Genomic DNA, 23,147 nt, shown 5'->3' on the forward strand with positions numbered 1-23,147 from the left:
CCCCCCTCCGGCTCGGCAACCCCCGCCCCCGGCTCCGCCTGGTGGCCGTCGCGCTGACGCTGATCATGCTGGTCTTCGCGGTACGGCTGTTCCAGGTGCAGGCGGTGAACGCCGACGCGTACGCGGCCAAGGCCAACGTCAACCGGTACGTGCCGGTCACGCTCGCCGCCGAGCGCGGCGCGATCACCGACCGGGACGGCGTGGACCTGGCCACCTCCGTGGACGCGTACGACATCACCGCCGACCCGAGCCTGCTGGCGCCCGACAAGATCAAGATCGATGACGCGCCCGAGAAGGCGGCCGCGCTGCTGGCGCCGATCCTCGGCGAGGACCAGAAGGAACTGGCCGAAAAGCTCTCCAAATCCGACTCCCGCTACGTCCTGCTCTCGCGCCGTCAGAGCCCCCAGGTCTGGAAGCAGATCAAGGACCTGCGGAGCGCGCTGGACACCAAGGCGCAGGCCGCGCCCAAGAGCGACCCGCGCCCCAACGTGCTGCTCGGCATCTTCGCCGACGAGCACAGCAAGCGGGTGTACCCGAACAAGGAGCTGGCCTCCGGGGTGCTCGGTTTCACGAACTCCGAGGGCAGGGGCGCGGGCGGCCTCGAAGCGAGCCTGGACAAGAAGCTCGCGGGCAAGCCAGGCAAGCTCGTCTACGCCCAGTCCGGGGGCCGTCGGGTGCCCACCGCCGACACCCAGGAGCATCCCGCGGTGCCCGGTACGGACGTCGAGCTGACCCTCGACCGGGACATCCAGTGGGCGGCTCAGGAAGCCATCACCAAGCAGGTCGAGAAGTCCAAGGCGGACCGCGGCTACGTGGTCGTGCAGGACACCAGGACCGGCGAGATCCTGGCGCTGGCCAACGCCCCCGCCTTCGACCCGAACGACATCACCCGCTCCGACGCCGACGCGCTCGGCAACGCCGCGCTGAGCGATGCTTTCGAGCCAGGTTCGACCAGCAAGCTGATGTCGCTGGCGGCCGTGCTGGAGGAGGGCGCCGCGACGCCGTCCACGCACGTCACCGTCCCGAACCGGCTGCACCGCGGCGACCGGCTCTTCGCCGACGACATCGACCACCCCACCTGGCACCTGACGCTGAACGGCGTACTCGCCAAGTCCAGCAACATCGGCACCATCCTGTCCGTCGAACAGCTGGGCAAGACCCAGCGCGAGGCGAACGAGGTGCTCTACTCCTACCTGCGGAAGTTCGGCATCGGACAGCCGACCGGGCTGGGCTTCCCGGGCGAGACCCCGGGCATTCTGGCCGCGCCGGAGGACTGGAGCACCTCGCAGCAGTACACGATCCCCTTCGGGCAGGGCCTCTCGCTCAACGCCGTGCAGGCGGCGTCCGTGTACTCCACGATCGCCAACGGCGGCGAGCGGACAGCGCCCACGCTCGTCCGCGGCACGAAGGGCCCCGACGGCCGGTACGTTGCCGCGCCGAAGCCCGAGAAGACCCGCGTGGTGAGCCCGAAGACCGCGAAGACGCTCGCCCGGATGCTCGAATCCGTGGTCGACGACCAGGAGGGCACCGGCACCGCCGCGAAGATCCCCGGCTACCGGGTCGGCGGAAAGACCGGCACCTCCAACCGGGTGGATCCGAAGACCGGGCGGTACCACGGTTACACGGCCTCCTTCGCGGGCTTCGCGCCCGCCGACAAGCCCCGCATCACCGTCTACTGCGCCGTACAGAATCCGACCAGGGGAAGCTACTTCGGCGGCCAGGTCTGCGGGCCGATCTACAAGCAGGTCATGCAGTTCGCGCTGAAGTCGCTCCAGGTGCCGCCGACCGGTGCCGAGGCACCACGACTCCCGGTGAGCTTCAAGCCGGGTGAATGAGGTGATTCGTGATGACCATCACTCCCGACGCGGGGAACCGCCCACCGCCGCGTCCCTCGCTTCGCCCCGAGGCCCATGGGCCCGGTACGCTCACCGCCGTGTCACATGCTGATCAGTCCCCCAATGCCCAGCAGGACGGCCCCGGCAAACACCCCGGCCCGCCCCGCCCCGAGCGCGTACGCGCCATCCCGCTCGCGGATCTGGCACACCAGCTGGGCACGGCCGTGCCGACGGCGGAGGCCGCGGTCACCGGCATCACGCACGACTCCCGCGCGGTACGCCCCGGTGACATCTACGCCGCGCTGCCCGGTGCCCGTTTCCACGGCGCCGACTTCGCGGCGCAGGCCGTCGAGCTGGGCGCCGCCGCGATCCTGACCGACCCCGGTGGCACCGAACGGGCCGCCGCGACGGGCCTGCCGGTCCTCACGGTCGACAACCCGCGGGCCCGGATGGGCGCGCTGGCGGTGTCGATCTACGGCGACCCGGGCGCCGATCTGCTGCAGATCGGCATCACGGGCACGTCGGGCAAGACGACGACCGCGTACCTGATCGACGGCGGGCTTCGTGCGGCCGCCGAGAAGGCCGGCGGGGGACTGACCGGTCTGATCGGTACCGTCGAGTCCCGCATCGGCGACGAGCGGCTGAAGTCCGAGCGGACCACGCCCGAAGCCACCGACCTGCAGGCGCTCTTCGCGGTGATGCGCGAGCGCGGCGTCCGGTCGGTCGCCATGGAGGTCTCCAGCCACGCCCTGGTACTCGGGCGGGTCGACGGCTGCGTGTTCGACGTGGCGGTCTTCAACAACCTCAGCCCGGAACACATGGAGTTCCACACGGGCATGGAGGACTACTTCCAGGCCAAGGCGCAGCTGTTCACCAAGGCCCGCTCCCGGCTCGGCGTGGTGAACTTCGACGACGAGTACGGCCGCCGGCTCATCGAGGGCGAGTCCGAGGTGCCGGTCACCTCGTTCTCCGCCGAGGGCCACCCGGACGCGCACTGGCGCGCCGCCGACGTCGAGGTCGGCACGCTGGGCTCGACGTTCACCGTGCACGGCCCGGACGGCGTGACCGTACGCGCCGCGTCGCCGATCGCCGGCCCCTTCAACGTCGCCAACGCGCTCGCCGCCATCACGGCCCTCGTGGTGGCCGGTGTCGACCCGCAGACCGCCGCCGACGGCGTGGCCGCAGTGCCCGGCGTCCCGGGCCGGCTGGAGCGGGTGGACGCGGGCCAGGACTACCTCGCGGTGGTCGACTACGCGCACAAGACGGACGCTGTCGAATCGGTCCTGCGCGCGCTGCGCAAGGTCACCGAGGGCAAGATCCACGCCGTACTGGGCTGCGGCGGCGACCGGGACCGCAGCAAGCGTATGCCGATGGGTGCCGCGATCGCCCGGCTCTCCGACACCGCGGTGCTGACCAGCGACAACCCACGTTCCGAGGATCCGCTCGCGATCCTCGCCACCATGCTCGCGGGCGCCGCCGACGTGCCGTCGCACGAGCGCGGCACGGTACTGGTCGAGGAGGACCGGGCCGCTGCCATCGCCGCCGCGGTCGCCCGCGCGGAGCCCGGCGACACTGTCATCGTCGCCGGCAAGGGCCATGAGCAGGGCCAGGACATCGCCGGAGTGGTTCGCCCCTTCGACGACCGCCAGGTGCTGCGCGAGGCCATCGAGAGCTCACTGAAGTTGCAGCAGCAGCACGATCACCAGGGATGACACACCGCCATGCGCGCACAACCCCCATCTCGGCATCTCCAGCCCCCGGCCGGAGGTGACCTGTGATCTCCCTGTCCCTCGCCGAGATCGCCGGCATCGTCGGCGGGCGGCAGCACGACATACCGGACGGATCGGTCCAGGTCGCCGGCCCTGTCGTGATCGACTCCCGGGCCGTGACCGACGGCGCGCTGTTCGCCGCGTTCGCCGGTGAGCGGGTCGACGGGCACGACTACGCCGAGCAGGCCGTGCAGTCGGGCGCGGCGGCCGTACTGGCCACGCGTCCCGTCGGCGTGCCCGCGATCGTGGTCGACGACGTCGTGTCCGCGCTGGGCGCGCTGGCCCGCGAGGTCGTCCGGCGCACCGGCGCGGACGTCGTCGCGCTGACCGGTTCGGCGGGCAAGACCAGCACCAAGGACCTCATCGCGCAGCTGCTGCAGCGCAGCGGCCCGACGGTGTGGCCCGAGGGCAACCTCAACAACGAGATCGGCCTGCCGCTGACCGCGCTGCGGGCCGAGTCCGGCACCCGCCACCTCGTCCTGGAGATGGGTGCGCGCGGCGTCGGTCACATCCGCTACCTCACAGAGCTGACCCCGCCCCGCATCGGGCTCGTCCTGAACGTCGGCAGCGCGCACATCGGCGAGTTCGGCGGCCGCGAGAAGATCGCCGAGGCCAAGGGCGAGCTGGTCGAGTCGCTGCCCGACGCGAGCGAGGGCGGCATCGCGATCCTCAACGCCGATGACTCGTACGTGCGTGCGATGGCGTCGCGTACCAAGGCCCGTACGGTCTTCTTCGGCGAGTCCGCCGACGCCGACGTGCGTGCCGAGGATGTCCGGCTCACCGACGACGGTCGCCCCGCCTTCACGCTTCACACACCCTCCGGGTGCAGCGCCGTGATCCTGCGGCTGTACGGTGAGCACCACGTGTCGAACGCGCTCGCCGCGGCCGCCGTCGCCCATGAGTCGGGCATGCCCGCAGACGAGATCGCGTCCGCGCTCTCCGAGGCAGGCACGCTCTCCCGCTGGCGCATGGAGGTCACCGAGCGCGCGGACGGCGTGACGGTCGTCAACGACGCCTACAACGCGAACCCCGAGTCGATGCGGGCTGCGCTGCGCGCACTCGTGTCGATGGGCAAGGGGCGGCGTACGTGGGCGGTGCTCGGTCAGATGGCCGAGCTCGGCGAGGAGTCACTCGCCGAGCACGACGCGGTCGGACGGCTCGCCGTCCGGCTCAACGTCAGCAAGCTCGTGGCAGTCGGGGGCAGGGAAGCGGCCTGGCTGCAAATGGGCGCTTATAACGAGGGTTCGTGGGGTGAGGAGTCGGTGCACGTGTCCGACGCACGGGCGGCGGTCGACCTGCTGCGCAGTGAACTGCAGCCGGGAGACGTGGTGCTGGTGAAGGCGTCCAGGTCGGAGGGGCTGGAGCGGGTCGCGGCCGCATTGCTGGACGATGCGGCAGGCAACGGTGCGCAGGGCGGGGCCGCCACCCGATGAACACGATGAAGCAGATCCTCTTCTCCGGAATGATCGGGCTCTTCCTGACCTTGATCGGCACCCCGCTGCTGATCAAGCTGCTGGCCAAAAAGGGCTACGGGCAGTTCATCCGCGACGACGGACCACGGGACCACCACAGCAAGCGCGGTACGCCCACCATGGGTGGCATCGCGTTCATCCTGGCCACGATCATCGCGTACGCGCTGACCAAGGTGATCACGAGCAGCGACCCCACCTTCTCCGGTGTGCTGGTGCTGTTCCTGATGGCCGGCATGGGCCTGGTCGGCTTCCTCGACGACTACATCAAGATCGTCAAGCAGCGGTCGCTGGGCCTGCGGGCCAAGGCCAAGATGGCGGGCCAGCTGATCGTCGGCATTGCCTTCGCCGTGCTGTCCCTGCAGTTCGCGGACCTGCGCGGGCAGACCCCGGCCTCGGACCGGCTCTCCTTCACCCAGGACTTCGGCTGGCAGATCGGCCCCGTGATCTTCGTGATCTGGGCGCTGTTCATGATCCTGGCGATGTCCAACGGCGTGAACCTCACCGACGGCCTGGACGGCCTGGCCACCGGCGCCTCGGTGATGGTCTTCGGCGCGTACACCTTCATCGGCATCTGGCAGTACCAGGAGTCCTGCGCGAACCAGATCACCGCGGGCCCCGGCTGCTACGAAGTGCGTGACCCGCTCGACCTCGCGGTCGTGGCCTCCGCCCTGATGGGTGCCTGCTTCGGCTTCCTGTGGTGGAACACCTCGCCCGCCAAGATCTTCATGGGGGACACCGGCTCGCTCGCCCTCGGCGGCGCGCTCGCGGGCCTGGCGATCTGCTCCCGCACGGAGCTGCTGCTCGCCATCCTCGGCGGCCTCTTCGTCCTGATCACCATGTCGGTGGTCATCCAGGTCGGCTCCTTCCGGCTCACCGGCAAGCGCGTCTTCCGTATGGCGCCGCTGCAGCACCACTTCGAATTGAAGGGGTGGTCGGAAGTCCTTGTCGTGGTCCGGTTCTGGATCATCCAGGGCATGTGCGTGATTGTCGGCCTCGGCATCTTCTACGGCGGCTGGCAGGCCGCCAAGTGAGCGCGCAGGACTTCGCCGGCCGAGCGATCACCGTCGCCGGCCTGGGCGTGAGCGGCATCAGCGCCGCCCGTGCCCTGGCCGGGCTCGGCGCGACCGTCACCGTCGTGGACGGCGGGGACGGCGAGAAGCAGCGGGCGACCGCGGCGGAGCTGGAGAAGTCCGGCATCGCCGTACGCCTGGGCGACGGCGAGACGCTGCCCGAGGGCACGGACCTGGTCGTCACCTCGCCGGGCTGGAAGCCCTCCAGCCCGCTCTTCGCGGCCGCCGCCGAGGCGGGCGTGGACGTCATCGGGGACGTGGAGGTCGCCTGGCGGCTCCGCGGCCCCGGCGCGGCCCCCTGGCTCGCCATCACCGGCACGAACGGCAAGACGACCACCACGCAGATGCTGGCGTCGATCCTGGCCGCCGAGGGGCTGCGCACCGCGGCCGTCGGCAACATCGGGACGCCCATCATCGACGTGGTGCTCTCCGGTGAGTACGACGTGCTCGCCGTCGAGCTCTCCAGCTACCAGCTGCACTGGGCGCCCTCGCTGCGCGCCCACTCCGCGGCCGTGCTGAACCTCGCCCCCGACCACCTCGACTGGCACGGCTCCATGGAGGCGTACGCCGCCGACAAGGGCCGGATCTACGAGGGCAACACCGTCGCCTGCGTCTACAACGTGGCCGACAAGGCCACCGAGGACCTGGTCCGCGAGGCCGACGTCGAGGAGGGCTGCCGGGCCATCGGCTTCACCCTCGGGACGCCGGGACCCGGCCAGGTGGGCGTCGTCGAGGGCATCCTCGTCGACCGCGCGTTCGTCGAGAACCGGCAGAAGCAGGCGCAGGAGCTGGCCGAGGTCACCGATGTGAACCCGCCCGCGCCGCACAACATCGCCAACGCGCTCGCCGCGGCGGCGCTTGCACGTGCGTTCGGTGTGCAGCCCGCCTCCGTACGGGACGGCCTGCGGAACTTCCACCCGGACGCGCACCGCATCCAGCACGTGGCGGACGTCGGCGGAGTGTCCTACGTGGACGACTCCAAGGCCACCAACACCCATGCCACCGAAGCGTCGTTGGCCGCCTACGAGCACATCGTGTGGATCGCCGGCGGGCTCGCCAAGGGGGCCACCTTCGACGAGCTGGTACAGAAGTCGGCGGCGCGGCTGCGCGGCGCCGTCCTCATCGGCCGGGACCGTGCGCTGATCGCCGAAGCGCTCGCGCGACACGCCCCGGATGTGCCCGTCGTCGACCTCGGCCGGACCGACACTGGGGCGATGTCCGAGGCGGTACGGGAGGCCACGCGGCTGGCCCGGCCGGGCGATACGGTCCTGTTGGCACCGGCCTGCGCCTCGATGGACATGTACCTGAACTACAACAAGCGGGGCGACGCCTTCGCCGACGCGGTCCGCGAGCTGGCCGCGCAGGACCAGTAGACCGTACGTCCCCGCCCGCGTCGTGGACGTGCGGCGCAGCGCATGTGTGGGAGGGGACGAGGATGACGGTCCGACCGGCGAAGGAGGCACCGCCGCGCCCGGCGCGGCGGATGCCGCCGCTTCCCCGGATGCAGCGGCCCGCCGGACCGGGCGGGCCGCGGGGCCTGTACACCCGGCTGAAGCGGGCCTGGGACCGGCCGCTGACGGCGTATTACATCGTCCTCGGCGGCAGCCTGCTGATCATGGTGCTCGGGCTGGTCATGGTCTACTCGGCCTCGCAGATCAAGGCGCTGCAGTCCGGGCTGTCCCCCACGTACTTCTTCCGCAAGCAGCTGCTCGCCGCCGCGCTCGGCGGCGGGCTGATGGTGCTGGCGACCAAGCTGCCCGTCCGGGCGCACCGGGCGCTGGCGTACCCGCTGATCGCCGCCTCGGTCTTCCTGATGGCCCTGGTCCAGGTGCCGGGGATAGGAGTCGCGGTCAACGGCAACCAGAACTGGATCTCGCTCGGCGGGCCCTTCCAGCTCCAGCCCAGCGAGTTCGGCAAGCTGGCGCTGGTCCTGTGGGGCGCCGACCTCCTCGCGCGCAAGCAGGAGCGGCGGCTGCTGACCCAGTGGAAGCATCTGCTCGTACCGCTGATTCCGGCCGCTTTCCTGCTGCTCGGGCTCATCATGCTCGGCGGGGACATGGGCACCGCGATCATTCTCACGGCGATCCTCTTCGGACTGCTGTGGCTGGCGGGGGCGCCCACCCGGCTCTTCGTCGGGGTGCTGGCCGCGGCCGGCGTCATCGGCGCGCTGCTCATCAAGACGAGCGCCAACCGGATGTCCCGGCTCGCGTGCATCGGCGCGACCGACCCGGGCCCGGGCGACCAGTGCTGGCAGGCCGTGCACGGGATATACGCACTCGCGTCCGGCGGATTCTTCGGATCCGGTCTCGGCGCGAGTATGGAAAAATGGGGTGAACTCCCTGAACCGCACACCGACTTCATCTTCGCCATCACCGGGGAGGAACTGGGACTGGCGGGGACGCTGTCGGTACTCGCCCTGTTCGCGGCTCTAGGCTATGCGGGTATCCGCGTGGCCGGACGCACGGAGGATCCCTTCGTACGGTACGCCGCGGGTGGCGTGACCACCTGGATCACGGCCCAGGCCGTGGTCAACATCGGTGCGGTGCTCGGCCTGCTGCCGATCGCCGGTGTCCCGCTCCCGCTGTTCTCCTACGGAGGCTCCGCCCTGCTGCCGACGATGTTCGCCGTCGGACTCCTGATCGCCTTCGCGCGTGACGAGCCCGCGGCGCGGGCGGCACTGGCCATGCGGCAGCCGGTATTCGCGAGAATGCCGGCTGGGGTGAGACGGAAGACGATGAGACGGCGCGTCAAGAAGCTGCCGTCCGGAGAGCGGTGAATTTCGGTGCATGTCGTACTCGCCGGTGGGGGGACCGCCGGCCACATCGAGCCCGCGCTCGCCCTCGCGGACGCCCTGCGCAGGCAGGACCCGACCGTGGGGATCACGGCACTGGGCACGGAGCGCGGACTGGAGACCCGGCTGGTACCGGAGCGCGGTTACGAACTGGGGCTGATCCCGGCCGTTCCGCTGCCGCGCAAGCCCACCCCTGAGCTGATCACCGTCCCCGGACGGCTGCGCGGCACGATCAAGGCCGCCGAGCAGATCCTGGAGCGCACGAAGGCGGACTGCGTCGTCGGCTTCGGCGGCTACGTGGCGCTGCCCGGCTATCTGGCCGCCAAGCGGCTCGGCGTGCCGATCGTCGTGCACGAGGCCAACGCCCGGCCGGGGCTGGCCAACAAGATCGGCTCGCGGTACGCCAAGTTCGTCGCCGTCAGCACCCCCGACAGCAAGCTGCGCGATGCCCGTTACGTCGGCATCCCGCTGCGCCGCACGATCGCGACCCTGGACCGGGCGGCGGTACGCGCCGAGGCGCGCGCCAACTTCGGCCTGGACCCGAACCTGCCGACGCTGCTGGTCTCCGGCGGCTCGCAGGGCGCGCGCCGGCTGAACGAGGTCATCCAGGCCGCGGTGCCGAGCTTCCAGCGGGCGGGCATCCAGGTGCTGCACGCGGTCGGCCCGAAGAACGAACTGCCGCAGGTCGACAACATGCCCGGGATGCCGCCGTACGTCCCGGTACCGTACGTGGACCGGATGGACCTCGCGTACGCCGCGGCCGACATGATGCTCTGCCGCGCGGGCGCGATGACCGTCGCCGAGCTGTCCGCCGTCGGGCTGCCCGCCGCGTACGTCCCGCTGCCCATCGGCAACGGCGAGCAGCGGCTGAACGCCCAGCCGGTGGTCAACGCCGGCGGCGGTCTGCTGGTCGACGACGCGCAGCTGTCCCCCGAGTGGGTGCAGGGCAACGTCCTGCCGGTGCTCTCGGACCCGCACCGGCTGTACGAGATGTCCCGCGCGGCCGCCGAGTTCGGCCGCAGAGACGCCGACGAACTCCTCGTCGGCATGGTCTACGAAGCAATCGCCTCCCGCCGGGGCTGAGGCGGCCGGGGGGAAGGAGAGGGAGCGTGGCCGGACCCAGCACCACTGCCCGCCGCGGTGAGCAGCGCAGACCGCAGGCCGGCCCGCCCGCCGACTCCGAGGGACCGGAAGAGCGGCTCCGGCCGCGGTGGCTGCGGCTGCCGCGGCCGGGGGCGCGCCTCCCCGGCCGCCCCCGCCGCCGCACGCTCATCGCCGCCACCGTCCTCATAGCGCTGCTGGTCGGCTTTGGTACCTGGGTGCTGTACGGCTCGGACTGGCTGCGCGCGGAGCGCGTGGCGGTGCGCGGCACCGATGTCCTGACGGTGCGTGAGGTCGAGGCCGCGGCGGACGTGCCCCTGGGCGACCCGCTCGCCTCACTGGACACCGACGGTATCGCCGCTCGGCTGGCCGACCGGCTCCGCCGCATCAAGTCGGTCGAAGTGGAGCGCTCGTGGCCGGACACCATCTCCCTGAACGTGACGGAGCGCCAGCCCGTCCTGGTCGTCCAAAAGGGCGGAAAGTTCATTGAAGTGGACGACCGGGGCGTGCGCTTCGCCACCGTCGGTATCGCGCCGCGCGATGTACCCCGGCTGGAAATGGACGCGGCCGATTCGCCGAGCCTGCGCCGTTTCGGTATCCCTGCTCTGAACCGCGCGGCGGTGAAGGTCGCCACCGCGCTTCCCGATACGGTCGGCAAGGACGTGCGCGTCATCCGCGTACGTTCGTACGACTCCATCACCCTGGAGCTGACCGGCGGACGCCGGGTCGAGTGGGGCAGCGAGGAACACGGCAAGGAAAAGGCCAAGGTACTCCGCGCGCTGCTGAAAGCGGCGCGTGATGCGCACCACTTCGATGTCAGCGTCCCCAGTGCGCCCGCCGCGGCCGGGAGTTGACGTACGTACGCGCAGGCCAGCACCCTGGATGGCTACCACTACGGGTGATCACATAGGGTGAAAAGAAAAACGGGAGGTTCGGCGTGTTCGTTGAACGTGCGCCGCTTGTCGACTTAGTGTCTCGTTCCAAAGAACCCAGGGAACACAGGCACTGGTAACCCTAAACTTCAACGTTAGGGTTCGGGTCGGCAATACGGACCGTCCCATCGGCATCAGTCGTTGTCCACAGCACATGTGAGGCACCGACACGTAACTCGAGGCGAGAGGCCTTCGACGTGGCAGCACCGCAGAACTACCTCGCAGTCATCAAGGTCGTCGGCATCGGCGGCGGTGGCGTGAACGCCATCAACCGGATGATCGAGGTCGGGCTCAAGGGCGTCGAGTTCATCGCGATCAACACCGATGCGCAGGCGTTGCTGATGAGCGACGCCGACGTCAAGCTCGACGTCGGCCGTGAGATGACGCGTGGCCTCGGCGCCGGCGCAAACCCGGACGTGGGCCGCAAGGCGGCCGAAGACCACCGCGAGGAGATCGAGGAGGTCCTCAAGGGGGCCGACATGGTCTTCGTGACCGCGGGCGAGGGCGGCGGCACCGGCACGGGCGGCGCGCCCGTGGTCGCCAACATCGCGCGCTCGCTGGGCGCCCTGACGATCGGTGTGGTCACCCGGCCGTTCACCTTCGAGGGCCGCCGCCGCGCCAACCAGGCCGAGGACGGCATCGCGCAGCTGCGCGAAGAGGTCGACACCCTCATCGTGATCCCCAACGACCGGCTGCTGTCCATCTCGGACCGCCAGGTGAGCGTTCTTGACGCGTTCAAGTCCGCCGACCAGGTGCTGCTCTCCGGTGTCCAGGGCATCACCGACCTGATCACCACCCCGGGCCTGATCAACCTCGACTTCGCCGACGTGAAGTCCGTGATGTCCGAGGCCGGCTCGGCCCTCATGGGCATCGGCTCCGCACGCGGCGACGACCGCGCGGTCGCGGCGGCCGAAATGGCCATCTCCTCGCCGCTGCTGGAGGCGTCCATCGACGGCGCCCGCGGGGTGCTGCTCTCCATCTCCGGCGGCTCCGACCTCGGTCTCTTCGAGATCAACGAGGCGGCCCAGCTGGTCAGCGAGGCGGCCCACCCGGAAGCCAACATCATCTTCGGCGCGGTCATCGACGACGCGCTGGGCGACGAGGTCCGCGTGACCGTCATCGCCGCGGGCTTCGACGGCGGTCAGCCGCCGGCCCGCCGCGAGAACGTCATCAGCTCGTCCTCCTCCGGCAAGCGCGAGGAGCCGGCGGCGCCGGTGAGCCGTCCGGCCGCGCCCCCGGAGCCCCGCCCGGCCTTCGGCGGACTCGGCGCCGTCCCGGTGCGCGACGAGGAGCCGGCCCCGGTCGAGCCGGCGCCGGTCAGCGAGGCCCCGGCGCCGCCGCCGGTCGCCCCGCAGGTCCCCCCGGCCCGTCCGTACACGGACAGCACGGCCGAGGAGCTGGACGTCCCGGACTTCCTGAAGTAGCCGAAGACCCGCAGTGATAGGGCAGCAGCACGATGTGCTGACGAACGATGCGAGCGGCGCGCGCTTCGCCTTCACCGACCGGTGGGGCGGGGTGAGCGCCGCTCCGTATGCCGAGCTCAACCTCGGCGGCGCCGTGGGCGACGACCCACAGGCGGTACGGACCAATCGCGAGCTGGCGGCCAAGTCCCTCGGACTGGACCCGGCCGAGGTGGTCTGGATGAACCAGGTGCACGGGCGGGACGTGGCGGTCGTGGACGGGCCGTGGCGGGACGGGACCGAGGTCCCCTGCGTGGACGCGGTGGTGACGGCCCGTCGGGGTCTCGCCCTCGCCGTCCTCACCGCCGACTGCACCCCCGTCCTCCTCGCCGACCCGGTCGCCGGGGTGGCGGGAGCCGCACACGCCGGACGGCCAGGGCTGGTGGCCGGGGTGGTACCGGCCACGGTCGAGGCGATGACCGCCCTCGGGGCCGACCCCGAGCGGATCGTCGCGCACACCGGCCCCGCGGTCTGCGGACGGTGCTACGAAGTGCCGGAGGCGATGCGCGCCGAGGTCGCCGCCACGGTGCCCGAGGCGCACGCGACCACCAGCTGGGGGACGCCCGCGGTGGACGTGGTGGCCGGCGTGGCCGCCCAACTCGCCCGGTGCGGCGTGCGGGTGCGTGAACATTCCCACATCTGCACGCTGGAATCGGCGGACCATTTCTCGTACCGGCGCGACCGCACAACGGGGCGGCTCGCGAGTTATGTATGGCTGGACGGCTGAGCTGTGACGGACCGTAGAACGGAACTGGCCGAGAACCTGGCCCGGGTGGAGGATCGTATCTCCGCTGCTTGTGCCAAAGCCGGTCGCAATCGTGATGATGTGACCCTGATTGTGGTCACAAAGACCTACCCGGCGAGCGATGTCCGTATCCTTTTGGAATTGGGCATCCGGCACGTCGCGGAGAACCGCGATCAGGACGCGGCGCCCAAGGCGGCCGCTTGCTCGGATTTGCCGCTTACTTGGCATTTCGTCGGCCAATTGCAGACAAATAAAGTCCGGTCTGTGGCTGGATACGCGGATATCGTGCAGTCCGTGGACCGGGTCAAGCTCGTCACCGCCCTCTCCAAGGAGGCCGTACGTGCCGGGCGTGAGCTGGACTGCCTGATCCAGGTGGCACTTGACGCCGAGTCGGGGGAGCGCGGCGACCGCGGCGGCATCGGCCCGGACGGGGTGGCGGCGCTGGCCGACGCGGTGGCGGCGGCCGAAGGGCTGCGGCTGGGCGGCGTGATGACGGTCGCCCCGCTGGCAGGGCAGTACGCGGACCGGCCGCGGGCGGCTTTCGACCGGCTGGCGGAAATCGCATCCGGCCTGCGCGCGGGTCATCCTGCTGCGAAAATGGTGTCGGCAGGAATGAGTTCGGATCTCGAGGACGCGGTGGCCGCCGGTGCGACACATGTACGCGTGGGCACTGCGGTACTCGGAGTCCGACCACGGCTCGGGTAACGTCGCGAAGCAAGTCGGACCACAGCACAAAATATGGTCATTACCGTCAAAAGACGGGCAGGCCGAGTGGATCCAAGGCGACCGGTGACGGAGCCGATCCACCACAGAGCGGAGGACGCAGAGAATGGCCGGCGCGATGCGCAAGATGGCGGTCTACCTCGGCCTCGTGGAGGACGATGGGTACGACGGCCGGGGCTTCGACCCCGACGACGACTTCGAGCCCGAACTCGACCCGGAGCCCGAGCCGGAGAGGCGGCAGCAGCACCAGCCGCCCACCGAAGCACGCCCCGAACGGGACGAACCGGCACGAGTCGTATCGCCTCCGGCGCAGCGCGAGTCTCCGCCGGTCGGCACGGAAAACGGACGACCCGCCCGAATCGCCCCCGTGGCGTCCATCACACCCGAACGTCCGAATCTGGAGAAGAACGCACCGGTGATCATGCCCAAGGTTGTGTCCGAGCGGGAGCCGTACCGCATCACCACACTGCACCCCCGGACCTACAACGAAGCCCGTACCATCGGGGAACACTTCCGTGAGGGCACTCCGGTGATCATGAATCTGACGGAGATGGACGACACGGACGCGAAGCGACTTGTCGACTTTGCGGCCGGGTTGGTGTTCGGTTTGCACGGGAGTATCGAGCGGGTGACACAGAAGGTGTTCCTGCTGTCTCCTGCTAACGTCGATGTCACGGCGGAGGACAAGGCCCGTATCGCAGAGGGCGGGTTCTTCAACCAGAGCTGAGACGCAACACCGGGCACACCGAGGCCGTAGGGCCGGCACAGGCAAGGGGAGAGGGAAGCGCGAGATGGGCATCGCACTGCAGGTGATCTATATCGCGTTGTACTGCTTTCTCGTTGTGTTGATCTTCCGGCTGGTGATGGACTACGTCTTCCAGTTCGCCCGTTCATGGCAACCCGGCAAGGCGATGGTGGTCGTACTGGAGGCCACTTACACTGTGACTGATCCGCCACTCAAGCTTCTGCGGCGTGTCATACCGCCGCTGCGTCTCGGGGGCGTGGCGCTCGACCTGTCCTTCTTCGTACTGATGATCATCGTCTACATCCTGATCACCGTCGTGAGCAACGTCGTGAGCAAGTTGTGAACGATACGGTCTTGCCGATTGCCGACGACTACGTTGAGGTGAAGAAGAGATGCCGTTGACCCCCGAGGACGTGCGGAACAAGCAGTTCACGACCGTCCGCCTCCGAGAAGGCTATGACGAGGACGAGGTCGATGCCTTCCTCGATGAGGTCGAAGCAGAACTGACCCGTCTGCTCCGGGAGAACGAGGACCTGCGCGCCAAGCTGGCCGCCGCCACTCGTGCTGCCGCCCAGAGCCAGCAGCAGCAGGGGATGCGCAAGCAGCAGGAGCAGCAGGACGGTCCGCCGCAGCAGCAGCGGCCCGGTGCCCCTGTGCCCGCCGCCATATCCGGTCCGCAGCCGGTCCCGCCCGGTCAGCAGCAGGGGATGGGTGGCCCGCCCCAGCTGCCCGGCGGTGCACCGCAGCTGCCCGCAGGTCCCGGTGGCCACGGTCCCGGTCCGCAGGGCCCGCACGGCGGCCAGATGGGCCCCGGCGGTCCCATGGGCGGCCCGATGGGTGGTCCGCAGCAGGGCGGCCCGCAGCTGCCCCAGCCGGGCGGCCAGGGCGGCCCGGGCGGTGACAGCGCCGCGCGCGTGCTGTCGCTGGCGCAGCAGACCGCCGACCAGGCGATCGCGGAGGCCCGTTCCGAGGCCAACAAGATCGTCGGCGAGGCCCGCAGCCGCGCCGAGGGCCTGGAGCGGGACGCCCGTGCCAAGGCCGACGCGCTGGAGCGGGACGCGCAGGAGAAGCACCGCGTCGCGATGGGCTCCCTGGAGTCCGCCCGCGCCACGCTGGAGCGCAAGGTCGAGGACCTGCGCGGCTTCGAGCGCGAGTACCGCACGCGACTGAAGTCGTACCTGGAGAGCCAGCTGCGCCAGCTGGAGAACTCGTCCGACGAGTCGCTCGCCCCGCCGCGGACCCCGGCTGCCGCTTCGCTGCCGGCGTCCCCGTCGATGGCGTCGGCCGGTGCCGGCTCCATGGGCGGCGGCTCCAGCCACACCATGGGCGGCAACCAGTCCATGGGCGGCCACGGCGGCTCGAACGGCAGCAATGGCCCGTCGTACGGCAGCCAGCAGCAGATGTCGCCCGCCATGACCCAGCCGATGGCTCCGGTCCGGCCGCAGGGCCAGCAGCAGATGCAGCAGGCTCCGTCGCCGATGCGTGGCTTCCTCATCGACGAGGACGACAACTGACGCGGCTGACGCTGGCGCGTCGCACTTAGTCGGCAATCAGGGCCGGGCCCCTGGGGATCTCTCCCCGGGGGCCCGGCCCTTTTCGCCTTCGGTGTGGGCCGGTGATCGCCGTGGGTGGCAGGTGGACGGCGGGCCGCGGCGCCGTGGTGGTTGCTCGCGCAGTTCCCCGCGCCCCTTACAAGCGGATGCACCGAGGCCCCCGGTTCGCTCGAACCGGGGGCCTCGGTATGTCGTTCGTACGGAGCGGTGTCCGCCCTTACGCCTTGCGGAGGCGGAAGGTCAGCGACAGCGGCTCGTCCGTGAAGGGCTCGCCGTACGTGTTGTCCGCGTCACCCTCGGAGAAGTCCGTCGCCAGGACCTCGTCGGAGATCAGGGCCGCGTGGTCGGCCAGGGCCGTGCGGACCTCCTCGTCCGCCGAGCTCCAGCGCAGCGCGATGCGGTCCGCGACGTCCAGGCCGCTGTTCTTGCGGGCCTCCTGGATCAGGCGGATCGCGTCACGGGCCAGGCCCGCGCGGCGCAGCTCCGGGGTGATCTCCAGGTCCAGCGCGACGGTCGCGCCCGAGTCGGAGGCCACCGACCAGCCCTCGCGCGGGGTCTCGGTGATGATCACCTCGTCCGGCGCCAGGGTGACCGTCTCGCCGTCGACCTCGACCGAGGCCGTGCCCTCGCGCAGTGCGAGGGACAGCGCCGCCGCGTCCGCGTCGGCGATGGCCTTGGCGACCGCCTGGACGCCCTTGCCGAACCGCTTGCCCAGTGCACGGAAATTGGCCTTGGCGGTGGTGTCGACCAGGGAGCCGCCGACCTCGGAGAGCGAGGCCAGGGAGCTGACGTTCAGCTCCTCGGTGATCTGGGTGCGCAGCTCGTCACCGAGCGTCTCGAAGCCGGCCGCGGCGACCAGCGCGCGGGACAGCGGCTGGCGGGTCTTCACGCCGGACTCGGCACGCGTGGCGCGGCCCAGCTCGACCAGCCGGCGGACCAGGACCATCTGCGTGGAGAGCGTCGGGTCGATCGCCGAGGTGTCCGCCACCGGCCAGGAGGCGAGGTGGACGGAGTCCGGCGCGTCCGGGGTGACCGGGACGACCAGGTCCTGCCAGACCCGCTCGGTGATGAAGGGGGTCAGCGGGGCCATGAGGCGGGTGACCGTCTCGATGACCTCGTGGAGGGTGCGCAGGGCCGCCGGCTCGCCCTGCCAGAAGCGGCGGCGGGAGCGGCGCACGTACCAGTTCGAGAGGTCGTCGACGAAGGCGGAGAGCGCCTTGCCCGCGCGCTGGGTGTCGTACGACTCCAGGGCGGTGGTGACCTCCTCGACCAGTGCGTTCAGCTCGCTGAGCAGCCAGCGGTCCAGGACCGGGCGGTCGGCCGGGGCCGGGTCGGACGGGCTCGGCGCCCAGCCGGTCGTCCGCGCGTACAGCGCCTGGAACGCGACGGTGTTCCAGTACGTCAGGAGCGTCTTGCGGACGACCTCCTGGATCGTGCCGTGACCGACGCGGCGCGCGGCCCACGGGGAGCCGCCGGCGGCCATGAACCAGCGCACCGCGTCCGCGCCGTGCTGGTCCATCAGCGGGATCGGCTGGAGGATGTTGCCCAGGTGCTTGGACATCTTCCGGCCGTCCTCGGCCAGGATGTGGCCCAGGCAGACGACGTTCTCGTACGACGACTTGTCGAAGACGAGGGTGCCGACGGCCATCAGCGTGTAGAACCAGCCCCGCGTCTGGTCGATGGCCTCGGAGATGAACTGCGCCGGGTACCGCTTCTCGAAGAGGTCCTTGTTGCGGTACGGGTAGCCCCACTGCGCGAACGGCATCGAACCCGAGTCGTACCAGGCGTCGATGACCTCGGGGACGCGTACGGCCTGCGCCGAGCATCCCTCGTGGGAGCAGGTGAAGGTGATGTCGTCGATGAAGGGGCGGTGCGGGTCCAGGCCCGACTGGTCCGTGCCCGTCAGCTCCGTCAGCTCGGCGAGCGAGCCGACGCAGGTGAGGTGGTTCTCCTCGCAGCGCCAGATGGGCAGCGGGGTGCCCCAGTAACGGTTGCGGGAGAGCGCCCAGTCGATGTTGTTGTTCAGCCAGTCGCCGAAGCGGCCGTGCTTGACCGACTCCGGGAACCAGTTGGTGTTCTCGTTCTCCCGCAGCAGCGCGTCCTTGACGGCCGTGGTGCGGATGTACCAGGACGGCTGGGCGTAGTACAGCAGCGCCGTGTGGCAGCGCCAGCAGTGCGGGTAGCTGTGCTCGTACGCGACATGACGGAACAGCAGGCCGCGCGCGTCCAGGTCGGCGACCAGCGCCTCGTCGGCCTTCTTGAAGAACTGCCCGCCGACCAGGGCGAGCTCCTCCTCGAAGGTGCCGTCGGGGCGGACCGGGTTCACGACCGGCAGGCCGTACCCCTTGCAGGTCTTGAGGTCGTCCTCACCGAAGGCGGGCGCCTGGTGGACCAGGCCCGTGCCGTCCTCGGTGGTGACGTACTCGGCGTTGACGACGAAGTTCGCGCCTTCGAGCTCGACCAGGCCGAAGGGGCGCTCGTACGCCCAGCGCTCCATCTCGCGGCCGGTGAAGGTCTGCCCGGTGGCCGTCCAGCCCTCGCCCAGCGCCTTCTCGACCAGCTGCTCGGCGACGACCAGCTTCTCGTTGCCGTCGGTGGCGACGACGTAGGTGACGTCCGGGTGCGCGGCGACCGCGGTGTTGGAGACCAGCGTCCAGGGCGTGGTCGTCCAGATCAGCAGCGCCGCCTCGCCGGCCAGCGGGCCGGAGGTCAGCGGGAGGCGGACGTAGACCGAGGGGTCGACGATCGTCTCGTACCCCTGCGCCAGCTCGTGGTCCGAGAGGCCCGTGCCGCAGCGCGGGCACCAGGGGGCGACGCGGTGGTCCTGGACCAGCAGGCCCTTCTTGAAGATCTCCTTCAGCGACCACCACACCGACTCGATGTAGTCGGAGTCCATCGTGCGGTACGGGGCGTCGAGGTCGGTCCAGTAGCCCATACGGGTGGTGAGCTCGGCGAAGGCGTCCGTGTGGCGGGTCACCGACTCGCGGCACTTGGCGTTGAACTCGGCGATGCCGTACGCCTCGATGTCCTTCTTGCCGTTGAAGCCCAGCTCCTTCTCCACGGCCAGCTCGACCGGGAGGCCGTGGCAGTCCCAGCCGGCCTTGCGGCCGACGTGGTAGCCCTGCATGGTCCGGAAGCGGGGGAAGACGTCCTTGAAGACGCGGGCCTCGATGTGGTGCGCGCCGGGCATGCCGTTCGCCGTCGGCGGGCCCTCGTAGAACACCCACTCCGGGCGTCCCTCGGACTGCTCGAGAGTGCGCGCGAAGACCTTCTGTTCCTGCCAGAAGTCGAGCACGGCGTGCTCGAGGGCGGGCAGGTCCACCTGCGCGGGCACCTGGTTGTACTGGGGCGTGGGACTCATCGGGGGCTTCCTCCGGCGGACACCGCTTGCGTTCTCCGACCGGAGGGACGAGAGCTGTGCTCCCGCGGTACCACCCTCCTTGGCCGAGAAGGAACTCCTCGGCCCCCTCATTGGGGTCGCGATGCCGGGTCTAGTGACACCCAGGGGCCTCCTGGGGCGTTCTTCCGGCGGCTCCGGGATGATCTTCACGTCGCGCACACCCCCGGGCTCCCACCGTCCCCGGGTCGCTCTTGGCTGCGTACGGCGCTACTCGTCCCATCCACGCCTTTCGCTGTGCTCAGTGTACGGGGCGCGGGAGAGGACGGCCGACCGGTTTTCCGTGCTGCGCCGACTGAGGTACCGGCGGCGGGAAGCTTGACCCGAATGCCGATACGCAACGCGATGGAATGCGACAGGCGTACGCGGGGGCCGCCGCGCCCCTGATGGGCTGCCCGATCGCGGCCGGATTACCGGGCGGGGAGCGGGGCACAACGGATGCAGACCGGGCTCCCGTGCGGGGAGACCGGACGGTGGAGGGCGGTGCGTCCCGTTGCCGCGTGCTGTGAGTCGATTTATCGTTCCGGTCACGATTCGCGAGCAAGATCACATACGTGAAGGGATCGCGGCCATGGTGGCGAAAGAGACCGCCGCGCACGACAGCACGGCGGCGAACGGACAGGGCGCGCCGCCGGACGGAGCCGCGGCCGGGGACCCGGCGACGGACCCGGCACCCGACCCCGTGACGGGCCGGCCGGACGAGGCGGCGCGGGCCGGTGGCGCGCCTCTCGGGGCGGACGGGGCACAGCAGACCTCCGCGAAGAAGACGCCGGCCGGAAAGACGGCGAAGAAGGCCGCGGCGAAGAAGACGGCGACCGGCAACGCGCCGGTGGGCGAGGACGTACCCGAGGACGCCGCGGCCGAGGAAGCCGCGACGGGGCACGCGCCCACGGAACGGAGAGCGGCCGACGACACCGGGACGGAGAGGACCGCGACCGGGAATCCGCCTCCCAAGGAGAGCGCGCACAAGAAGGCCACGGGCAAGAAGGCCGCGGCCAAGAAGGCGCCGGCAAAGAAGGCCCCGGTCAGGAAGGCCACGGCGAAGAAGGCGTCCGCCGGGGACACCGGGGCCGAGGGGACGACGGCCGGTACGGCCGCCGGCAAGAGCACGGCCAGGAAGGCTGCACCGCCGGAAGAGGCGGTGCCCGCTGAGAAGACGGGAGCCAAGACGGTGGTGGCGAAGAAGACTCCGGGCGGGGCACCGGCCGCTGCGGTGGACGACAGTGAGCAGACGGCCGCCGCGACGGCCCTGCCCAAGGCGCGTACCGGCCCGGCGACCGCCGCCGAGCTGCCCGTACGGCCGGGCGAGGAGCCGTGGTCGGAGGCCGAGGCCGACGAGGCCCGTTCGTTGCTGCGGGAGGAGGAGAACCGGCTGCGCGAGGAGATCCGGTCCTCCGAGGACGCCATCGCGGGGCTGATGCGGGACTCCAGCGACAGCACGGGTGACGAGGCCGACACCGGCTCGAAGAACATCACCCGCGAGCACGAGATGGCGCTGGCCTCCAACGCGCGCGAAATGCTGCTGCAGACCGAACGGGCGCTGGAGCGGCTGGACGCGGGCACGTACGGGCTCTGCGAGAACTGCGGCAAGGCGATCGGCAAGGCCCGTATGCAGGCGTTCCCCCGGGCCACGCTCTGCGTGGAGTGCAAGCAGAAGACCGAGCGCCGGTAGCGGCGGGCGGGGGCCGGGGCAGCGCTGCCCCGGCCCCGTGCCGTTCCGGAGCGCATACCCGTACCCGTACTCACCTGCGCCGGTACCCGGTGCCGTACCCTCGACCTCAGCCAGGCGGGGGCCTGGCCGCGGACTTGGAACGGGCTGAGGGACTCACGTGGCAGAGGCGGAGCGCATCACCGGTACGCCGGGCAACGAACCGGAGCCCGGGCAGGGGGACGGCGGGGACGCCGAGCAGAGCGCCGCGGAGACGGGCGCGACGGCCGCGCAGCGCGGGCCGCGGCGGATCGGCACGCTGCTGCTCGTCGCGCTGATCGTGTACCTCCTGGACCTGGGCAGCAAGCTGCTGGTGGTGGCCGAGCTGGAGCACCACGAGCCGGTTCAGGTGATCGGGACGCTGCTGCAGTTCGAGGTGATCCGGAACCGGGGCGCCGCCTTCAGCATGGGCGAGGCGCTGACCATCTTCCTGACGCTGATCGCCGCGGTGGTGATCGTGGTGATCTTCCGGATCGCCCGCAAGCTCTACAGCCTGCCCTGGGCCCTTGCGCTCGGCCTGCTGCTCGGCGGCGCCTTCGGCAACCTCACCGACCGGATCTTCCGCTCGCCCGGCGTCTTCCAGGGCGCGGTGGTCGACTTCATCGCCCCCGCGCACTTCGCGGTCTTCAATCTCGCCGACTCCGGAATCGTGTGCGGCGGCATCCTGATCGTGCTGCTCTCCTTCCGCGGCCTGGACCCGGACGGCACCGTTCACAAGGACTGATCCCGGGCCCCGCGGGGGTTTTCCACAGGCGGGGGCGGGGCCGACGGAAGTGTCCGCGGGGACTGCCATACTCGTGGGGTGAGCACGATTCCCGAGATCCGCACCCTGCCCGTACCGGACGGCCTGGAGGGCGAGCGCGTCGACGCCGCGCTGGCCCGCATGTTCGGCTTTTCCCGTACGAAGGCTGCCGAGCTGGCCGCCGCCGGAAAGGTCCGGGTCGACGGGGCCGAGGTGATGAAGTCCGAGCGGGTGCACGGCGGCGCCTGGCTGGAAGTCGAGATGCCGCAGGCCCCGGCCCCCGTGGAGATCGTCGCCGAGCCCGTCGAGGGCATGGAGATCGTCCATGACGACGACGACATCGTCGTGATCATGAAGCCGGTCGGCGTCGCCGCGCACCCCAGCCCCGGCTGGACCGGCACGACCGTCATCGGCGGCCTGGCAGCCGCCGGGTACCGCATCTCCACCTCCGGCGCCGCCGAGCGCCAGGGCGTCGTGCACCGCCTGGACGTCGGCACGTCGGGCCTGATGGTCGTCGCCAAGTCCGAGCGCGCGTACACGTCCCTGAAGCGGCAGTTCAAGGAGCGCGTCCCGGAGAAGCGGTACAACGCCCTCGTCCAGGGCCACCCCGACCCGCTCAGCGGCACGATCGACGCCCCGATCGGCCGCCACCCGCAGCACGACTACAAGTGGGCCGTGACCGCCGACGGCAAGCCCTCCGTCACGCACTACGACCTCGTCGAGGCGTTCCGCGCGGCCAGCCTGCTGGACATCAAGCTGGAGACCGGCCGCACGCACCAGATCCGCGTGCACATGTCCGCGCACCGCCACCCCTGCGTCGGCGACCTCACCTACGGCGCCGACCCCACGCTCGCCAAGCGCCTCGGCCTCACCCGGCAGTGGCTGCACGCCGTGCGCCTCGGCTTCGAGCACCCCTCGGACGGCCGCTGGGTGGAGTTCGAGAGCGACTACCCGGAGGACCTCCAGCGCGCCCTGGACCGGGTGCGCGCCGAGAGCGCCTGACAGGCCGGACCGGCTCGGCCGGCCGCCACCGAAGGACCTGTCGGCGGGCGTTTCCCGCGCTTCATGGCAGGCTTGATCAGTGATCGACTGATTTCGAAGCTC

18 protein-coding genes are annotated in these 23,147 nt (G+C 70.6%); 17 read left to right on the top strand and 1 reads right to left on the bottom strand.

Translation table 11 applies throughout. The features are described from left to right. From CCS38_RS20260 to CCS38_RS20325, 14 genes are all read left to right on the top strand, one after another. A partial coding sequence (locus CCS38_RS20260) for a peptidoglycan D,D-transpeptidase FtsI family protein (protein ID WP_223734719.1) occupies nt 1-1,835 on the top strand: 1,835 nt, incomplete at its 5' end. Between the two features lie 8 nt (nt 1,836-1,843). After that, complete coding sequence (locus CCS38_RS20265; protein WP_223734720.1) at nt 1,844-3,547, top strand: UDP-N-acetylmuramoyl-L-alanyl-D-glutamate--2,6-diaminopimelate ligase; 1,704 nt, start codon at nt 1,844-1,846, stop codon at nt 3,545-3,547. A gap of 62 nt (nt 3,548-3,609) precedes the next feature. Then, nucleotides 3,610-5,037: a UDP-N-acetylmuramoyl-tripeptide--D-alanyl-D-alanine ligase gene (locus CCS38_RS20270; RefSeq protein ID WP_223734721.1), complete on the top strand. Its 1,428-nt coding sequence runs from the start codon at nt 3,610-3,612 to the stop codon at nt 5,035-5,037. A 5-nt stretch (nt 5,038-5,042) separates the two neighbouring features. Beyond that, nucleotides 5,043-6,107, top strand: a complete 1,065-nt coding sequence (gene mraY, locus CCS38_RS20275) for a phospho-N-acetylmuramoyl-pentapeptide-transferase (protein WP_030256539.1) — start codon at nt 5,043-5,045, stop codon at nt 6,105-6,107. Next, nucleotides 6,104-7,519, top strand: a complete 1,416-nt coding sequence (murD, locus tag CCS38_RS20280) for a UDP-N-acetylmuramoyl-L-alanine--D-glutamate ligase (RefSeq protein ID WP_223734722.1) — start codon at nt 6,104-6,106, stop codon at nt 7,517-7,519. The genes mraY and murD overlap by 4 nt, the downstream gene beginning before the upstream one ends. Nucleotides 7,520-7,581: 62 nt before the next feature. Beyond that, entirely contained in the window at nt 7,582-8,922 is a 1,341-nt protein-coding gene (ftsW, locus tag CCS38_RS20285) for a putative lipid II flippase FtsW (RefSeq protein WP_372457120.1), read from the top strand. A 6-nt stretch (nt 8,923-8,928) separates the two neighbouring features. Further along, a complete protein-coding gene (gene murG, locus CCS38_RS20290) occupies nt 8,929-10,020 on the top strand; it encodes an undecaprenyldiphospho-muramoylpentapeptide beta-N-acetylglucosaminyltransferase (RefSeq protein WP_223734723.1) in 1,092 nt (363 codons plus the stop codon). A gap of 26 nt (nt 10,021-10,046) precedes the next feature. Next, nucleotides 10,047-10,892 carry a cell division protein FtsQ/DivIB gene (locus tag CCS38_RS20295; protein ID WP_223734724.1) on the top strand — a complete coding sequence of 282 codons (846 nt, stop codon included), beginning with the start codon at nt 10,047-10,049 and terminating at the stop codon, nt 10,890-10,892. A 275-nt stretch (nt 10,893-11,167) separates the two neighbouring features. Next, entirely contained in the window at nt 11,168-12,394 is a 1,227-nt protein-coding gene (gene ftsZ / locus CCS38_RS20300) for a cell division protein FtsZ (RefSeq protein ID WP_223734725.1), read from the top strand. A gap of 13 nt (nt 12,395-12,407) precedes the next feature. Then, nucleotides 12,408-13,157 (top strand): peptidoglycan editing factor PgeF, encoded by a 750-nt coding sequence (gene pgeF / locus CCS38_RS20305; RefSeq protein ID WP_372457121.1) that lies wholly within the window; start codon nt 12,408-12,410, stop codon nt 13,155-13,157. Nucleotides 13,158-13,160: 3 nt separating this feature from the next. Continuing rightward, complete coding sequence (locus CCS38_RS20310; protein WP_223734727.1) at nt 13,161-13,880, top strand: YggS family pyridoxal phosphate-dependent enzyme; 720 nt, start codon at nt 13,161-13,163, stop codon at nt 13,878-13,880. A 124-nt stretch (nt 13,881-14,004) separates the two neighbouring features. After that, entirely contained in the window at nt 14,005-14,625 is a 621-nt protein-coding gene (locus CCS38_RS20315) for a cell division protein SepF (protein WP_030256518.1), read from the top strand. Nucleotides 14,626-14,689: 64 nt separating this feature from the next. Further along, entirely contained in the window at nt 14,690-14,986 is a 297-nt protein-coding gene (locus tag CCS38_RS20320; protein ID WP_223734728.1) for a YggT family protein, read from the top strand. A 49-nt stretch (nt 14,987-15,035) separates the two neighbouring features. Continuing rightward, entirely contained in the window at nt 15,036-16,157 is a 1,122-nt protein-coding gene (locus CCS38_RS20325) for a DivIVA domain-containing protein (RefSeq protein ID WP_223734729.1), read from the top strand. A 256-nt stretch (nt 16,158-16,413) separates the two neighbouring features. Here the strand turns inward: CCS38_RS20325 and ileS are convergent, their stop codons facing one another. Then, a complete protein-coding gene (gene ileS, locus CCS38_RS20330; protein ID WP_223734730.1) occupies nt 16,414-19,557 on the bottom strand; it encodes an isoleucine--tRNA ligase in 3,144 nt (1,047 codons plus the stop codon). A 607-nt stretch (nt 19,558-20,164) separates the two neighbouring features. On the opposite strand from ileS, the gene CCS38_RS20335 reads away from it, so the two are divergent. The 3 genes from CCS38_RS20335 to CCS38_RS20345 all read left to right on the top strand — a co-directional run bounded on the left by CCS38_RS20335 (nt 20,165) and on the right by CCS38_RS20345 (nt 23,045). Next, entirely contained in the window at nt 20,165-21,265 is a 1,101-nt protein-coding gene (locus CCS38_RS20335; protein WP_223734731.1) for a TraR/DksA C4-type zinc finger protein, read from the top strand. 157 nt (nt 21,266-21,422) lie between these two features. Next, nucleotides 21,423-22,025, top strand: a complete 603-nt coding sequence (gene lspA / locus CCS38_RS20340; RefSeq protein ID WP_223734732.1) for a signal peptidase II — start codon at nt 21,423-21,425, stop codon at nt 22,023-22,025. A 78-nt stretch (nt 22,026-22,103) separates the two neighbouring features. Next, complete coding sequence (locus CCS38_RS20345) at nt 22,104-23,045, top strand: RluA family pseudouridine synthase (protein ID WP_223734733.1); 942 nt, start codon at nt 22,104-22,106, stop codon at nt 23,043-23,045. Nucleotides 23,046-23,147: the final 102 nt, after the last annotated feature.

The sequence above is a fragment of the Streptomyces purpurogeneiscleroticus genome (assembly GCF_020024005.1).
GTDB classification, from domain to species: Bacteria; Actinomycetota; Actinomycetes; order Streptomycetales; family Streptomycetaceae; genus Streptomyces; species Streptomyces purpurogeneiscleroticus.

Bases quoted from the DNA above. Each gene is read 5' to 3' on its own strand.
- mraY (WP_030256539.1), top strand. From the start codon at position 5,043: ATGAAGCAGATCCTCTTCTCCGGAATGATCGGGCTCTTCCTGACCTTG.
- ftsW (WP_372457120.1), top strand. From the start codon at position 7,582: ATGACGGTCCGACCGGCGAAGGAGGCACCGCCGCGCCCGGCGCGGCGG.
- CCS38_RS20315 (WP_030256518.1), top strand. From the start codon at position 14,005: ATGGCCGGCGCGATGCGCAAGATGGCGGTCTACCTCGGCCTCGTGGAG.
- CCS38_RS20320 (WP_223734728.1), top strand. From the start codon at position 14,690: ATGGGCATCGCACTGCAGGTGATCTATATCGCGTTGTACTGCTTTCTC.
- CCS38_RS20325 (WP_223734729.1), top strand. From the start codon at position 15,036: ATGCCGTTGACCCCCGAGGACGTGCGGAACAAGCAGTTCACGACCGTC.
- ileS (WP_223734730.1), bottom strand. From the start codon at position 19,557: ATGAGTCCCACGCCCCAGTACAACCAGGTGCCCGCGCAGGTGGACCTG.
- CCS38_RS20335 (WP_223734731.1), top strand. From the start codon at position 20,165: ATGGTGGCGAAAGAGACCGCCGCGCACGACAGCACGGCGGCGAACGGA.